This window comes from Pseudomonas sp. WPR_5_2 (assembly GCF_003634475.1).
Taxonomy (GTDB): Bacteria; Pseudomonadota; Gammaproteobacteria; order Pseudomonadales; family Pseudomonadaceae; genus Aquipseudomonas; species Aquipseudomonas izuensis.
In genome coordinates, this window is the sequence record NZ_RBLA01000007.1 from 286,526 (window position 1) to 302,104 (window position 15,579).

Sequence of the window (15,579 nt, forward strand, 5' to 3'; positions counted from 1 at the left end):
TGCTTGTCGGATCATCACAATCTCTATGGGGCTAGCCTGCTCGCCAAAGCCGTCAGACCGGTTCCCCAATGCACCACCATTGTACTGCGACCTCATCATCAGGTTGAGTTACGTCATGCCCATGCTCGATGAAGTGCGATGGCTTTTGCAGTGCAAGAGCGTGGCTGATCCGCTCTGGCTTGAGCGTGTTGGTTTCTCCGAGAAAACCCAAATAGTAATTCCGGTCGTAGAAAATGGTGATCTCGCTCTGATGAACCCATGGCCACACCAGCAGGCAAGCGACGCGATAGTAACCCTGTGAGTGGTCAGCAGCGTTGGACAGGTGGCTAGCGGCTTCGAGCAGTTGTTGAATGCAGAAGGCTTGAACTTCAATCCTGGCTCGAGGGCCTTCGACCAGGGCCTCGTGCACCGGGATCTTCCAGTTTGTATAGCGCTCCATGCGCTCGGTTCGCGGGTGAAATTCGTCGCGAAAAGTGGAGGCCCAGTGTTCCAGAGCGCGGAGGCGGCGGGGAATGCCTCTGAGTGGTTTGTTGCTGAGGGCGATTTGCCGCATTGATACGTCCTTGTGAGCTGAAAGGGTCTTTCGTTGCTGTCTGCTGACGCAATTGAAAAGTGGGCAGATATACTTCCATATCAGCCAAAACCCTAGCCAGTATCAGTCGGTGTAAAGAGTTACCAAACGTTCCCTAACACGATCATTCACTGAATATCTTTCAAGTAATCCTTAAGTGCAATGAGCGGAGTATCGAGCTGCTCCAGCGTCTGCGCAGCACTGAAATCAGCTGACAATCTATTCAACTCTCGTCCCAATGGCTTACCGGCTCCACCTATGGCCTCAAGCGCCAGCCCCACGCATTCAGCTACTTTGCCCTTGATAGTCGCGACATCATCTCTGCGCACCAGCAACTCAAACACATCCCGCTGGTAATCCCCCATCACCAAGTCATCCCGCAAAATCGGACTCTGATCTTCCGTCTCATAAGCCAGCTTAAGAGAGAAGAGGGCGACGGTTTCCAGTTGCGATTCCATGGGTGAAGTCCTTGATGAGTGTCTGACTGACCGAGGGTGGGGAAAATCAAAAAAGCATCGCCAGCAGGCTGGCTCCTACAGGGCCGCGGGGTGTCAGGTGCTTTTCTGCAGGCGAAAAAAAAGGCCTTGCTAAGCAAGACCTTTCTTAATTTTGGTGCCCCGAGGGGGCAACGGTCGCTTTGCGGCAGTAACGTACCATATGCGGCAATCACCTGCGATGCCCGGCTATGCTGGGGATAGGCAGTGTTGGGTTGGGCTCTACGCCACCCCTGTCTTGATGGGCAATTCCTTCGGCAGTAATGCCGGGGCCTCGGCGGATCAAGCCAGTCATGAACTGGCTCCTTCCTCAGTGTTTTACCGGATGGTGGCTGACGGCGCCGTGGTGGCCAACGGTACGGCAAACGGTATCGAGGTGCGGACTGATGGCCATTATCCGCTGAACCCGAGCGCGCTCCTGCGCTGCCATATGGCCTACAGCACCTTTGTCAGTGGGGCGGGTTCATTCAGGCCGGGCGTGCGCCGAGAAGAAGCGCCCTGGACCGTGCTCAAACTGTCGCCGGTAATCACAACCAGCACGGGGGTGGAGGGCTATGTGCGTAGCTACTTCGATCTGGATGCCGGGGCGCGTGATGGGCAGCCGCTGGGCTTCAAGTGGGTGGTCCCGCAGCAAGCCGCGCTCACCGGCCCGTTCTTGAGCTACTTCATGCGGATTGAAGACGTGCTGAAAACGGCGGGTGTTTCTGCCCACACGCTCTATGGGGTGGGCGGTCAATCGCTGTGGGACATGAGCACACAGCTGAATGCGTATACCGTAAAGCAGCTCAGCAACTACTTTGCTGAGGTGCGCCGTCTTCAGGTCGAGAAAGGCGTTAAGCCGATCGTCGTGATGTACATCAATTCGGGCCTTAACGATCAGAACGAAACCAGTACCCCGTCACTGGGCTGGCGTGCCAGCACCGACCCAAGTTCGGCGACGGCATATATCGATAACCTGGAATCGATCAGTAAGCGCATCAAAGATATTTGGCAGGTGAATGGCTGGGACGAGCGGGAGTTGTTCTTTCTGTTTGTGCCGTCGCACCCGACTGCGAACCCGGACGCGGCCAAACTCAAATCGTATCGAAAGGCCGCGCAAGCCGGTCCAGGTTCAGCACTGCGAGCCAGCGTTGTCGATTTCGAGAATCTGACCAGCTACACCGAAATGTGGGCGAACGGGTGGTATCGGCAAGGCACTGATACGAGCCACCAAGAGTTGGTCGGCTACGAGACGCTCGCTGCGAGGATCGTAGCGCTGATCCCCTGATAAGGAAAAAAGTAGGCCTGCATTGAGCAGGCCTTTTTTTATGCTTGGTAATCACCAACTCGCTGAAGTACTCCATTCTCATCGGTTTCGTACTTGCCCCCTGGTGCGCTGAACTTCCCTCCGCACTTAGGGCAGGGTTGCTCACAGGTGATTGCTCCTGTGTTCAACGTCATCGAAGCCGGAAAATCGATTGTTCCCGTAAGTCCACACCCTTCGCACGTAACAGTTACCTTCGATCCCATTTCTGACTCCTTTCGACACGTGATATTTCGGCACACGATTATGGCATAGAGCCATTGCGAATAAGTTAACGCACTCGGCTAGCTACTCCTGGCTGCGATTTGTATGAGTCGGCAGGGTTGGATCTTGCCTTGGCGTAGTCACTCGCACCTGGTGCGACACGAATTCTGTCTCGATGGACGGCGGATGTTGAAAATCCCCGTCTGAAGAAAAAAACATCAGAAAAAGCACTTATCCCCCTCCCGCCGACGGGCTTTGTGTCCTTTTTTTGTGCAAATCCGGATGTAGTGCAAACGAACCTGCAGCCCAGGCGGGCCGTGGGCCTCTGCAGGGGGTTGGCCATTGCACAGAATGCAAAGTTTTGAAGGGAAGTGCAGCGCGGTTGCACGGCGCTACTCAGGGCAGTCCAGGACGGGATAGCGATGGAGTCCCCGGTTTCATTGGGCGAAAACTTTGAAAACGTGGGGTTCGGTGGATTTTCAAAAACGCGCACGATCTTTTTTGGGCGGGGACTGGCTGGGTGCAGGGAGAGGCTTAATTCACTGCAGGCCACGACTGGCGGGGGCTGTGCCGTGTTTGATGGATTTCACAGAGCTGAACACGATCTGCAACTTAAATCGCCTTTATGCTGCCAACCAAGGCGCCATGAAAAAACGTCGTTTTATTGAGATTAATTCTTAAGGGGAAGGTGGTCGTTTCAAAAAGAGCGATATTAGCTATACGGGGGTGGTAATGGGTCTGGAGGCCCCGTTTTTACTGGGCTTCGGGTATTACAAGGGAAGGTAATATGAAGCGATATGAAAAGTAATATTTCTGTCAAACCCCCGGATTCATTGGGTTTTAAAGAATGGAAATATAGCTTTTAAGAAAGGTAATAATATCGCCTTCCTATCGCTTAAATATCGCCTTTCCTCAAAAGCTCTGGAGGCCTTGATCTACGCGGGCTGTAGCTGATTTTCGGAGGGGATATTACTAATATTACTCTTTTTCCGACCCCCGCAGATTTTAGGATCTGTCCCCTAGGAGGGGCGGTGGGCCGGATCTCGACAGTCTGTTTGCAAGCGTGTATGGGACAGAAAATGCGGGTATCGAGTCCCACAGATTGTCACATGTGATTTCAAGCACCGCTTTCGACTTTCAGCCGAATTCAGATCCAATTGGTGACGCCGTACCGGACACGGAGTTAAGTTTCGAGAGCTTGGAATTAATTTCTTTTTGCTCAAAAACAAGCCTTTCAGCTTCGGCGCGAGCTTTCCAAGTCACGTACAGGGTCACCATATTTTGAAAGTATCCATCCTTTCTCGCAGTGAGAACAAAGGGCATGACTTTATCCATGTGATTAACAAAAGTCTTACCAACTGTACGATAGGCGACTGTTTCGTCAGCAAGTCTTGATACGAAATAAACGGAAAACGCTTCCATTTGGTTCAAGTGGCCGATGTCTAGCTTCGAGAGGTTTTGCATGTTTTGCGGAGTATTGCGATGCGCACGGACTTCTTTTCCCTGTATTTCGATGTTCCAGCCTTCGAACCAGGTGATGTTTGCGGCTTTTAGATGCTTATTAAAATCATTTTGCCCCGCAATGATTTTATCCATGTAAATGGCGCATTGTTCCGACGTCAGTCGCAAGGCGTCGCGTTTTGCTTGCGTCGCAGCAGTGCTCTTAAGAATTGCTATTTGCTGCAACCCTAAGTAGGCGAAGAATGCCAACCCAATGGATGCTATGAAGTACAGCAGCTCGATAAGGGGCTTAATGGTCGCTAAAAAACTGTTGAATGCATCCATGTTCATTCCTCGCTCGGACTGGAAAATTTTCTAGACTGCTCTAGCTGGGTTCACAGCATCCTCTGCTGCCTGTTGGCGGATAAGCTCTTCAGAAATTGAACTGCTGATCTGAGGGTGCATTACGCCATTTTTACGCCGAGCAAAAAAAAAGACCTTGATATTCAAGGTCTTTCTTCATTGTGTTGGTGCCCCGAGGGAGACTCGAACTCCCACTCCTTTCGAAAACGGATTTTGAATCCGCCGCGTCTACCAATTCCGCCATCAGGGCTCAATGGCGGCGAAGTATAGAGATGAGATAACCGTCGGTCAATCAGGTACATGGAGAATTTTTGATATTTCCGCTAGACTTCCCGGCCCTGCTAGACGAACCCCATCATGCGCGTTGCTGACTTTACTTTCGAGCTCCCTGATTCGCTGATCGCCCGCCATCCTTTGGCCGAGCGTCGCGGTAGTCGCCTGTTGACCCTGGATGGGGTCAGCGGCGCCCTGGCACACCGTCAATTCACTGATTTGCTGGAGCATTTGCGCCCCGGCGATTTGATGGTGTTCAACAATACCCGGGTGATTCCGGCGCGGCTGTTTGGCCAGAAGGCTTCCGGCGGCAAGCTGGAAATCCTGGTGGAGCGGGTGCTGGACAGTCATCGCGTGCTGGCCCATGTGCGTTCCAGCAAGTCGCCCAAGCCTGGGTCGAAGATCCTGATCGACGGCGGTGGCGAGGCCGAGATGTTGGCGCGTCATGATGCGTTGTTCGAGCTGGGCTTTGCCGAAGAGGTGTTGCCGTTGCTCGACCGCGTCGGGCATATGCCGTTGCCTCCTTATATAGACCGCCCGGATGAAGGCGCGGATCGCGAGCGTTATCAGACCGTCTACGCCGAGCGTTTGGGCGCGGTGGCGGCGCCGACGGCGGGGCTGCATTTCGATCAGGTGCTGATGGAGGCGATTGCCGCCAAGGGTGTCGAGACGGCGTTCGTGACCCTGCACGTTGGCGCTGGCACGTTCCAGCCGGTGCGCGTCGAGAAAATCGAAGACCACCATATGCACAGCGAATGGCTGGAAGTCGGCCAGGACGTGGTGGATGCGGTTGCCGCCTGTCGCGCGCGCGGCGGTCGGGTGGTGGCGGTGGGGACCACCAGCGTTCGTTCCCTGGAAAGCGCTGCCCGTGATGGCGTGCTCAAGCCGTTCAGTGGCGATACCGACATATTCATCTACCCGGGCCGGCCGTTTCATGTGGTCGATGCCCTGGTCACCAATTTCCATTTGCCTGAATCCACGTTGTTGATGCTGGTCTCGGCGTTTGCCGGTTATCCGGAAACCATGGCCGCCTATAAAGCCGCCGTCGACAACGAATACCGCTTTTTCAGCTACGGTGATGCGATGTTTATCACCCGTAACCCCGCACCACGTGGCCCTGAGGACAAAGAATGAGTCGCCAATGTCGTATGTCGTTTGAGTTACTTGCTACTGACGGCAAGGCTCGTCGTGGTCGCCTGACCTTCCCGCGCGGTACCGTCGAGACCCCGGCCTTCATGCCCGTGGGCACCTACGGCACGGTCAAGGGCATGTTGCCGCGGGATATCGAGGCCACTGGCGCTGAAATCATTCTGGGCAACACCTTCCATCTGTGGCTGCGTCCGGGCACGGAAGTGATCAAGAAGCACGGCGACCTGCACGATTTCATGAAGTGGAAAGGCCCGATCCTGACTGACTCCGGCGGTTTCCAGGTGTTCAGCCTGGGCGCCATGCGCAAGATCAAGGAGGAGGGTGTGACCTTCGCCTCGCCGGTCGACGGTGCCAAGGTGTTCATGGGGCCGGAAGAGTCGATGCAGGTTCAGCGTGACCTGGGCTCGGACATCGTGATGATTTTCGACGAATGCACGCCGTACCCGGCTGACGAAGACGTCGCCCGCGTGTCCATGGAGTTGTCCCTGCGTTGGGCCCAGCGCTCGAAAAACGCTCATGGCGACAATACGGCGGCGCTGTTCGGCATTGTTCAGGGCGGCATGCACCAGGACCTGCGCATGCGCTCCCTGGAAGGCCTCGATAAGATCGGTTTTGACGGCCTGGCCATCGGTGGTCTGTCGGTGGGCGAGCCCAAGCATGAAATGATCAAGGTGCTGGATTACCTGCCGGGCCAGATGCCGGCTGACAAACCTCGTTACCTTATGGGCGTTGGCAAACCGGAAGATCTGGTGGAGGGTGTGCGCCGCGGTGTGGACATGTTCGATTGCGTGATGCCAACCCGTAATGCCCGCAATGGGCATCTGTTCATTGACACTGGCGTGATCAAGATCCGTAACGCGTTCCATCGCCATGATGATTCGCCGCTGGATCCGACCTGCGATTGCTATACCTGCCAGAACTTCTCCCGCGCTTATCTGCATCACCTGGACAAGTGCGGCGAAATGCTCGGGAGCATGCTCAATACCATCCATAACTTGCGCCATTATCAAGTGCTTATGGCTGGTTTGCGCGAGGCTATTCAACAGGGTACATTGGCCGCCTTTGTCGATGCCTTCTACGCCAAACGCGGGCTTCCCGTTCCGCCTTTGGACTGAGTTTTCTGACCCCAAGATTCAACATTTGCAACTGGAGTGCTAAATGAGCTTTTTTATCTCTAATGCCATGGCCGACGCTGCTGCACCGGCAGCTGCTGGCCCTATGGGCGGCGGCTTCGAGTGGATTTTCCTGGTCGGCTTCCTGGTCATCTTCTACCTGATGATCTGGCGTCCACAGGCCAAACGCGCCAAAGAGCAGAAGAACCTGTTGAGCAGCCTGCAAAAAGGCGACGAAGTTGTGACCACCGGCGGCATCGCTGGCAAGATCACCAAAGTGGCTGACGATTTCGTTGTTCTGGAAGTTTCCGACACTGTCGAAATGAAGTTCCAGAAAGGCGCTATCGCCGCCACGCTGCCCAAGGGCACGCTGAAAGCGATCTAAGTTTCAACTTCTACTCAATCGACGGGGCGCGCAAGGCGCCCCGCGTCATAAGCGGGCGGCGTGATGCTGAACAAATACCCTCTGTGGAAATACATTCTGATCCTGGCGGTGCTGGCGATCGGTCTGATTTATTCCGCTCCCAATCTTTATCCTGATGACCCGGCCATCCAGGTCAGCGGTGCAAGCACTGCACTGCAGGTCAATCAGGCTGATCTGGACCGTGTGAGCGCTGCGCTCAAGGAATCCGGGATCGACGTCAAGGCTGCCACCCTGGCCGCTGGCGGCAAGGGCGGTCTGATTCGCCTGGTCAAGGCTGAAGACCAGTTGCCTGCCAAGGACGTCGTGCGCAAGACCCTGGGTGATGACTACGTCGTTGCCTTGAACCTGGCACAAACCACCCCGCAATGGCTGCGCAGCGTTGCCGCGCACCCGATGAAGCTGGGTCTGGACTTGTCCGGTGGTGTGCACTTCCTGCTTGAAGTGGACATGGAAAAAGCCCTCGATGCGCGCCTGAAAGTCTACGAAGGCGACGTCAAGAGCCTGTTGCGTAAAGAGAAACTGCGCTATCGCAGCCTGCCGCAACTGGGCGGTGCCATTCAGTTGGGCTTCTCCGATGAAGCGTCCCGCGAACAGGCCCGTACGATCATCCGCAAGAACTTCAACGATTTCGACATTGTTCCGGCCGACCTCAATGGTCAACCGGTGCTGCGTCTGGCGATGACCCCGGCCAAGCTGGCGGAAATCCGCGAATACTCCATCAAGCAGAACTTGACCACGGTACGTAACCGAGTCAACGAGCTGGGTGTTGCCGAACCGATTGTCCAGCGTCAGGGCGCCAACCGTATCGTGGTTGAGCTGCCGGGCGTGCAGGACACCGCGGAAGCCAAGCGTATCCTCGGCAAGACGGCCAACCTCGAGTTCCGTCTGGCGGCCGAGCCTGGTGCTTCGAAAGCCACTTCCGAGACCTTCGAGTTCCGTGAGGGCAAGCGTCCGCCGGCACAGATCGAGCGTGGCCTGATCATCACCGGCGACCAGGTGACTGACGCCAAGGCAGGCTTCGGCGAGCACGGCACGCCGGAAGTGAACATTCGCCTAGACGGTCACGGCGGCGAGCTGATGAGCCGTGCGACCCGTTCGAACGTGGGTCGCAGCATGGCGGTGATCTTCATCGAGCAGCGTCCGGTCACCACTTACACCAAGCAAGTGGTCGACGGCGTCGAGAAAGAAGTGGCGGTGCAGTCGTTCAAGGAAGAGAAGAAGATTATCAGCCTGGCGACCATTCAGTCGCCGCTGGGCGCGCAGTTCCGCATCACTGGCCTGAATGGCCAGGGCGAATCGTCCGAACTGGCGCTGCTGCTGCGTGCCGGTGGTCTGGCGGCACCGATGTACTTCGCTGAAGAGCGCACCATCGGCCCAAGCCTGGGTGCGGACAACATCACCAAAGGTATCGATGCATCGCTGTGGGGCATGTTGTTCGTCTCGCTGTTCATCATCGCCATCTACCGCTTCTTCGGCATCATCGCCACCGTCGCGCTGGCGGTGAACATGGTCTTGCTGCTGGCCGTGATGTCGCTGCTGGGTGCCACGCTGACCCTGCCGGGTATCGCCGGTATCGTATTGACCATGGGTATGGCGGTCGACGCCAACGTACTGATCTTCTCGCGGATTCGTGAAGAGATCGCGGCGGGCATGAGTGTGCAGCGAGCAATCAACGAAGGTTTCGGTCGCGCATTCACTGCGATTCTCGACGCCAACCTGACCACCTTGCTGGTGGGCGGGATCCTGTTTGCCATGGGTACAGGTCCGGTCAAGGGCTTCGCAGTGACCATGTCCCTCGGGGTCTTGACCTCGATGTTCACGGCCATCATGGTCACCCGCGCGATGGTCAACCTGATCTTCGGCGGTCGTGACTTCAAGAAGTTGTGGATTTAAGGGGCTGCCATGTTACGTACAATCAACTTCATGGGCGTTCGCAACTTCGCGTTCGGCGTCACATTGTTCCTTACGGCACTGGCCATTTTCAGTGTCTTCCACAAGGGCATGAACTGGGGCCTGGACTTCACCGGCGGTACGCTCATCGAGCTGACCTACGAGCGTCCGGCCGACGTGACCAAGGTGCGCGAGCAGCTGGTTTCGGCCGGTTATCACGAAGCCGTGGTGCAGAACTTCGGCGCCACCACCGATCTGCTGGTGCGCATGCCTGGCGAAGACCCGCAACTGGGTCACCAGGTGGCTGGCGCGCTGCAGAAGGTCGGCGGCGACAACCCGGCGACGGTCAAGCGTGTCGAGTTCGTCGGCCCGCAGGTGGGTGAAGAGCTGCGCGACCAAGGCGGCCTCGGCATGCTGATGGCGCTGGGCGGCATCCTGATCTACCTGGCGTTCCGTTTTCAGTGGAAATTCGCTGTTGGTGCAATCGTTTCGCTGATCCACGACGTGATCGTGACCATCGGTATCCTGTCGTTCTTCCAGATCACCTTCGACCTGACGGTGCTGGCGGCGGTACTGGCGATCATCGGTTACTCGCTCAACGACACCATCGTGGTATTCGACCGGGTTCGCGAGAACTTCCGCGTACTGCGCAAGGCCAGCCTGATCGAGAACATCAACATCTCGACCACGCAAACGCTGCTGCGGACCATCGCGACTTCGGTCTCCACCTTGCTGGCGATCGCGGCACTGCTGTTCTTCGGTGGTGACAACCTGCACGGCTTCTCCCTGGCGCTGCTGGTGGGGGTTCTGGCGGGTACTTATTCGTCGATCTACATCGCCAACGTGGTGCTGATCTGGCTGAATCTGAGTTCCGAAGACCTGATTCCTACGGTGAGTGCCGAGAAGGAAGTCGACGACCGTCCTTGAAGGCTCTCTAATCCAGAGCAGCTCTTCCAGAGATGTAGTCCAAAAAGGCGCGAGTTGAACTCGCGCCTTTTTTTGTGCTCCAAGGCTGGGAGAAGCGCGGGTTTATCCCGCATTTGATGGTCAGGAGGTTCATGTGAACAAGTCGATGCTGGTTGGTGCTGTACTGGGTGCTGTCGGTGTGACTGCCGGGGGTGCTTTGGCCACCTACAGCCTGGTTAAGAAAAGCGGCCCTGAGTATGCGCAAGTACTCGCCGTTGAGCCGGTCAAGACGCAAATCAAGACTCCACGTGAAGTGTGCAAGGATGTCGCGGTAACCCGGCAAGCGCCGGTTAAAGATCAACACCAGATCGCCGGTACGGTGGTCGGTGCAGTGGCAGGTGGTTTGCTGGGCAACATGGTTGGCGGTGGTAATGGCAAGAAGCTGGCCACTGTCGCGGGTGCGGTTGGCGGCGGTTACGCCGGCAACAAGGTGCAGGAAGGCATGCAGGAGCGTGACACCTACACCACGACCCAAACCCGTTGTAATACGGTGAACGACATCAGTGACAAGGTCGTGGGTTACGACGTGCGGTACTCGCTGGACGGCAAGGAAGGCAAGGTGCGCATGGATCGTGATCCGGGGAATCAGATTCCTGTGGATAAAGAGGGCAAGTTGATCTTGTCGGAGAATCAGCAGGCTCATTGATCCGCTGAAGGCAGATTCAAAAAAAAGCACCCTGCGGGGTGCTTTTTTTGTGCCTGAAATACAGCTTCGAAAACACTGTAAAAACCTGTGGGAGCGGGCTTGCCCGCGATGACGGTATCACTTGCGCCCTATGCGGCGACTGATCCACCGCTATCGCGGGCAAGTCGAATCGTCGCACCGCCGCTCCCACAGGGATCTACGGTGTTATTGAGGGCGAATCGCAGGCATAAAAAAAGCACCCCGAAGGGTGCTTTTTTCTGTCGCTGGAAGCTTAGCGCTTCAGCGAGGCCGGCAGGTGCGGCTGGATCGCCGTCAGCACTGCCTTGAAGCATTTGGTGTTGCCGGCAACGACGTGGCCTTTTTCAAGGAAGTCGTGACCACCGGTGAAGTCGCTCACCAGGCCGCCTGCTTCTTGAATCAGCAGGGCGCCTGCGGCCATGTCCCACTCGGACAGGCCTGATTCCCAGAACGCATCGAAACGACCGGCGGCCACGTAGGCCAGGTCCAGGCTTGCCGAGCCGGCGCGGCGGATACCGGCGGTCTGGCCAACCAGGGCGCGGAACATGCCCAGGTAGTTGTCGAGGTTGTCCATCTGGTCGTCACGGAACGGGAAGCCGGTACCCAGCAGGGCGCCGTCCAGGCTGGTGCGGCCGCTGACGCGCAGGCGACGACCGTTCAGTTGGGCGCCGCGACCACGGCTGGCGGTGAATTCTTCCTGGCGAACCGGATCCAGAACAACGGCGTGTTCCAGGCGACCGCGGTATTTGCAGGCGATGCTGACAGCGAAGTGAGGAATGCCGCGCAGGAAGTTGGTGGTGCCGTCCAGTGGATCGATGATCCACAGGTACTCTTCGCCTTCGATGCCGGTGCCGGCGTGCATGCCGGTTTCTTCACCCATGATCGAGTGATTCGGGTAAGCCTTGCGCAGGGCGTCGATGATTTTCTGTTCGGCGGCGCGGTCCACCTCGGATACGTAATCCTTGGCGTCTTTTTCGTCGACCTTGATGGTATCCAGGCGCTCGATGGAGCGGAAGATCAATTCACTGGCGCTGCGGGCGGCGCGCAGCGCGATATTCAGCATGGGCTGCATGGATGTGTCACCTAAGGTTGTTAAAGAAAGCCGGGCATTCTATCAGAAAGTTTCTACAGGAGAAGGACGACGTTCGCTTTCATGGCTTAACGGTAGTTTGAGCTGTAAGATTCTGCTCCCCCTGTCTATGTTCGAGAGCGCCTCCCTTGCTGCAAAACATTCGTGTCGTCCTGGTCAATACCAGCCATCCGGGCAATATCGGCGGGACCGCGCGCGCCATGAAAAACATGGGGCTGTCGCGGCTGGTGCTGGTCGAGCCACGCTTGTTCCCGCACCACGAGGCCGATGCACGTGCTTCCGGCGCCGGTGACATCCTTGAAAAAGCGCAAGTCGTCGCCACCTTGGAAGATGCCTTGGTCGGTTGCAATCTGGTGCTCGGCACCAGCGCTCGCGATCGTCGGATTCCCTGGCCGCTGCTCGATCCCCGCGAATGCGGTGCGAAGGTGGTCGAGGAAGCGGCGCAGGGCGCCGAAATCGCCCTGGTGTTCGGTCGCGAAGATTCCGGCCTGACCAATGAAGAGCTGCAGCGATGTCATTATCACGTGCACATCCCATCCGACCCTGAGTTCAGTTCGCTGAACCTTGGGGCGGCGGTACAGGTGTTGAGTTATGAAGTGCGCATGTCCTGGCTGGCGGCTGAAGGTCAGCCGAGCAAGGTCGAGAAGGAAGAGGTGGCATCGGTCAAAAGCGCTGAGCTGGCGACCATGGACGAACTCGAACGATTCTACGAGCACCTGGAGCAAACCCTGGTGGCGATTGAATTCCTCGATCCGGAAAAGCCACGGCACTTGATGGCGCGCCTGCGCCGGTTGTACGGACGCAGCTCGGTCAGCCGGGCGGAAATGAATATATTGCGTGGCATCCTCACGGAAACCCAGAAAGCGGCCCGTGGTGAGCTTCTAAAGCGGAAGGATTAATGATGTTTGAGCGTTTGCGTGAAGATATCCAGAGCGTATTCCATCGAGACCCGGCGGCGCGTAACGCTTTTGAAGTCCTGACGTGCTACCCGGGCATGCACGCCATCTGGATTCACCGTTTGTCGGCGGCCCTGTGGCGCGCAGACCTGAAATGGCTGGCACGCCTGGTGTCGAACTTCGGTCGCTGGTTGACCGGGATCGAGATTCATCCAGGCGCCAAGGTCGGTCGCCGTTTCTTTATTGACCATGGCATGGGCATTGTCATCGGCGAAACCGCAGAGATCGGCAATGACGTCACTCTCTATCAGGGTGTGACCCTGGGTGGCACCAGCTGGAACAAGGGCAAGCGTCACCCGACCCTTGAGGATGGCGTAGTAGTTGGGGCAGGCGCGAAGGTGCTGGGCCCGTTCACCGTCGGTGCCGGGGCCAAGGTCGGTTCCAATGCCGTGGTCACCAAGGCGGTTCCGGCGGGTGCGACTGTTGTCGGTATTCCGGGGCGGATCATCGTCAAGTCCGACGAAGAGCAGGACGCCAAGCGCAAGGCCATGGCCGAGAAAATCGGTTTTGATGCCTATGGTGTCAGCGAAGACATGCCTGACCCGGTGGCGCGCGCCATCAATCAACTGCTCGATCATCTGCAGGCGGTCGATGGTCGCCTGGAGGGCATGTGCGGGGCGTTGAAGGATCTGGGCAGTAATTACTGTGCCAAGGATCTGCCTGAGCTGCGCGAAGAAGATTTTGCGTGTGTGAAGGACAAGGATCAATCCCGGGCCAGCTGATGCCTTTGTAGGAGCTGCCGCAGGTCGTATTCAGGCAATGGCACAGCGCTAAGCGGTGTGCCATTAAGCCGCAGACCCTGATATCATGCGCCCGCTCTTCGCGGGTAAACCCGACTAAAGCACTAGGTCTAATAGTTGACTTAAATACTCGGGAATTGCATACTCGCCTCATTCCGAACTCCGTGGTAATTGTCCATGCGACTGACTACAAAAGGCCGATACGCCGTGACCGCCATGCTCGATCTGGCGTTGCACGCGCAGCACGGGCCCGTGTCCCTGGCCGATATCTCCGAGCGCCAAGGCATCTCCCTGTCCTACCTCGAGCAGCTTTTCGCCAAGCTGCGCCGCAGCAATCTGGTGTCCAGTGTTCGTGGTCCAGGCGGCGGCTACCAGCTGTCTCGCGACATGCAGGGTATCCAGGTCGCCCAGGTGATCGATGCGGTGAACGAATCGGTCGATGCCACCAAATGCCAGGGGCAGGGTGATTGCCATTCGGGCGACACCTGTCTGACCCACCACTTGTGGTGCGATCTGAGCCTGCAGATACACGAATTTCTGAGCGGTATCAGCTTGGCTGACCTTGTGACTCGCCGTGAGGTGCAAGAAGTAGCCCAGCGTCAGGATCAACGCCGTTGCAACAGCAAGGCGCCACGCCTGGACAAGATTGAAGCGTCCGCCGTCGAATGACAGCCATAGAGCTAACGGCGCGCCAGCCAGCCTGATTTAGGAGATAGTCCATGAAATTGCCGATTTACCTTGATTACTCTGCGACGACCCCGGTTGATCCCCGTGTCGCGCAAAAAATGAGTGAATGCCTGCTGGTCGACGGAAACTTCGGTAACCCGGCGTCCCGTTCCCACGTGTTCGGCTGGAAAGCTGAAGAGTCCGTCGAAAACGCCCGTCGTCAGGTGGCCGACCTGGTCAATGCCGACCCGCGTGAAATCGTCTGGACCTCCGGTGCCACCGAATCCGACAACCTGGCAATCAAGGGGGCGGCACATTTCTACGCCACCAAAGGCAAGCACCTGATCACCACCAAGATCGAGCACAAGGCTGTCCTGGACACCATGCGCCAGCTGGAGCGTGAAGGTTTCGAAGTCACCTACATCGAGCCTCGTACCGATGGCCTGGTCACTCCGGAAATGGTCGAAGCCGAACTGCGTGACGACACCATCCTGGTTTCGGTCATGCACGTGAACAACGAAATCGGTACCGTGAACGACATCGCCGCCATCGGCGAACTGACTCGTTCCCGGGGCATCCTGTTCCACGTTGACGCCGCTCAGTCCACCGGCAAGGTCGACATCGACCTGCAGAAACTGAAAGTCGACCTGATGTCGTTCTCCGCCCACAAGACCTATGGCCCTAAAGGCATCGGCGCCCTGTACGTGAGCCGCAAGCCGCGTGTTCGCATCGAAGCGACCATGCACGGCGGCGGTCACGAGCGCGGCATGCGTTCCGGTACCCTGGCGACCCACCAGATCGTCGGCATGGGTGAAGCCTTCCGCGTGGCCAAGGAAGACATGGCTGCCGAGAACGTGCGCATCAAGGCCCTGAGCGACCGCTTCTACAAGCAGGTCGAGCACCTGGAAGAGCTGTACGTCAACGGCAGCCTGACCGCCCGCGTTCCGCACAACCTGAACCTGAGCTTCAACTACGTTGAAGGTGAGTCGCTGATCATGGCGCTCAAGGACCTGGCGGTGTCGTCCGGTTCTGCCTGCACCTCGGCTTCGCTTGAGCCTTCGTATGTGCTGCGCGCCCTGGGCCGCAACGACGAACTGGCACACAGCTCGATCCGTTTCACCTTCGGCCGTTTCACCACCGAAGAAGAAATCGACTACGCCGCGCAGAAAGTCTGCGAGGCCGTTACCAAGCTGCGCGCTCTGTCGCCGCTGTGGGACATGTACAAAGACGGTGTCGACATTTCGAAAATCGAGTGGGCGGCACACTGATTTCAA

The 15,579-nt window shown here is 57.3% G+C and carries 15 protein-coding genes and 1 tRNA gene; 11 read left to right on the top strand and 5 right to left on the bottom strand.

Translation table 11 applies throughout. The features are described 5' to 3' along the window. Positions 1-52: 52 nt before the first annotated feature. Positions 53-553 (bottom strand): DUF3916 domain-containing protein, encoded by a 501-nt coding sequence (locus BJ917_RS25075; RefSeq protein ID WP_096513328.1) that lies wholly within the window; start codon positions 551-553, stop codon positions 53-55. Positions 554-699: 146 nt separating this feature from the next. Next, on the bottom strand, positions 700-1,029 hold the full coding sequence (locus BJ917_RS25080; RefSeq protein WP_096513327.1) for a hypothetical protein: 330 nt from the start codon (positions 1,027-1,029) through the stop codon (positions 700-702). Between the two features lie 277 nt (positions 1,030-1,306). On the opposite strand from BJ917_RS25080, the gene BJ917_RS25085 reads away from it, so the two are divergent. Continuing rightward, positions 1,307-2,332 carry a hypothetical protein gene (locus BJ917_RS25085; RefSeq protein WP_121105098.1) on the top strand — a complete coding sequence of 342 codons (1,026 nt, stop codon included), beginning with the start codon at positions 1,307-1,309 and terminating at the stop codon, positions 2,330-2,332. Positions 2,333-3,709: 1,377 nt separating this feature from the next. On the opposite strand, the gene BJ917_RS25090 is transcribed toward BJ917_RS25085, so the two are convergent. Together BJ917_RS25090 and BJ917_RS25095 are read right to left on the bottom strand one after the other, a co-directional pair. Then, positions 3,710-4,357, bottom strand: coding sequence for a hypothetical protein (locus tag BJ917_RS25090; RefSeq protein ID WP_121105100.1), 648 nt, complete (start codon positions 4,355-4,357; stop codon positions 3,710-3,712). A 183-nt stretch (positions 4,358-4,540) separates the two neighbouring features. After that, positions 4,541-4,625: transfer RNA gene (locus BJ917_RS25095), tRNA-Leu, on the bottom strand. Positions 4,626-4,732: 107 nt separating this feature from the next. Here BJ917_RS25095 and queA point away from each other — a divergent pair. The 6 genes from queA to BJ917_RS25125 all read left to right on the top strand — a co-directional run bounded on the left by queA (position 4,733) and on the right by BJ917_RS25125 (position 10,835). After that, complete coding sequence (queA, locus tag BJ917_RS25100) at positions 4,733-5,782, top strand: tRNA preQ1(34) S-adenosylmethionine ribosyltransferase-isomerase QueA (RefSeq protein ID WP_008020244.1); 1,050 nt, start codon at positions 4,733-4,735, stop codon at positions 5,780-5,782. Positions 5,783-5,796: 14 nt separating this feature from the next. Then, positions 5,797-6,912, top strand: a complete 1,116-nt coding sequence (gene tgt, locus BJ917_RS25105) for a tRNA guanosine(34) transglycosylase Tgt (RefSeq protein ID WP_172901690.1) — start codon at positions 5,797-5,799, stop codon at positions 6,910-6,912. 43 nt (positions 6,913-6,955) lie between these two features. Continuing rightward, positions 6,956-7,294 carry a preprotein translocase subunit YajC gene (yajC, locus tag BJ917_RS25110; RefSeq protein WP_007916913.1) on the top strand — a complete coding sequence of 113 codons (339 nt, stop codon included), beginning with the start codon at positions 6,956-6,958 and terminating at the stop codon, positions 7,292-7,294. Between the two features lie 63 nt (positions 7,295-7,357). Continuing rightward, positions 7,358-9,226 carry a protein translocase subunit SecD gene (gene secD / locus BJ917_RS25115; RefSeq protein ID WP_096513324.1) on the top strand — a complete coding sequence of 623 codons (1,869 nt, stop codon included), beginning with the start codon at positions 7,358-7,360 and terminating at the stop codon, positions 9,224-9,226. A gap of 9 nt (positions 9,227-9,235) precedes the next feature. Continuing rightward, complete coding sequence (gene secF, locus BJ917_RS25120; RefSeq protein ID WP_096513323.1) at positions 9,236-10,150, top strand: protein translocase subunit SecF; 915 nt, start codon at positions 9,236-9,238, stop codon at positions 10,148-10,150. 133 nt (positions 10,151-10,283) lie between these two features. Continuing rightward, positions 10,284-10,835, top strand: coding sequence for a glycine zipper 2TM domain-containing protein (locus tag BJ917_RS25125; protein WP_096513322.1), 552 nt, complete (start codon positions 10,284-10,286; stop codon positions 10,833-10,835). Between the two features lie 271 nt (positions 10,836-11,106). On the opposite strand, the gene suhB is transcribed toward BJ917_RS25125, so the two are convergent. Then, positions 11,107-11,925 (bottom strand): inositol-phosphate phosphatase, encoded by an 819-nt coding sequence (gene suhB, locus BJ917_RS25130; protein WP_007982736.1) that lies wholly within the window; start codon positions 11,923-11,925, stop codon positions 11,107-11,109. 146 nt (positions 11,926-12,071) lie between these two features. On the opposite strand from suhB, the gene trmJ reads away from it, so the two are divergent. The 4 genes from trmJ (at position 12,072) to BJ917_RS25150 (ending at position 15,573) form a co-directional block, all read left to right on the top strand. After that, positions 12,072-12,842, top strand: coding sequence for a tRNA (cytosine(32)/uridine(32)-2'-O)-methyltransferase TrmJ (gene trmJ, locus BJ917_RS25135; protein WP_096513321.1), 771 nt, complete (start codon positions 12,072-12,074; stop codon positions 12,840-12,842). A 2-nt stretch (positions 12,843-12,844) separates the two neighbouring features. Next, entirely contained in the window at positions 12,845-13,621 is a 777-nt protein-coding gene (gene cysE / locus BJ917_RS25140; protein WP_096513320.1) for a serine O-acetyltransferase, read from the top strand. 195 nt (positions 13,622-13,816) lie between these two features. After that, positions 13,817-14,308, top strand: a complete 492-nt coding sequence (gene iscR, locus BJ917_RS25145) for a Fe-S cluster assembly transcriptional regulator IscR (protein ID WP_003227911.1) — start codon at positions 13,817-13,819, stop codon at positions 14,306-14,308. Between the two features lie 50 nt (positions 14,309-14,358). Next, the gene (locus BJ917_RS25150) at positions 14,359-15,573 is read left to right on the top strand and encodes an IscS subfamily cysteine desulfurase (RefSeq protein ID WP_096513319.1); all 1,215 of its coding nucleotides are present in this window, start codon (positions 14,359-14,361) and stop codon (positions 15,571-15,573) included. The last annotated feature ends 6 nt before the right edge of the window (positions 15,574-15,579 follow it).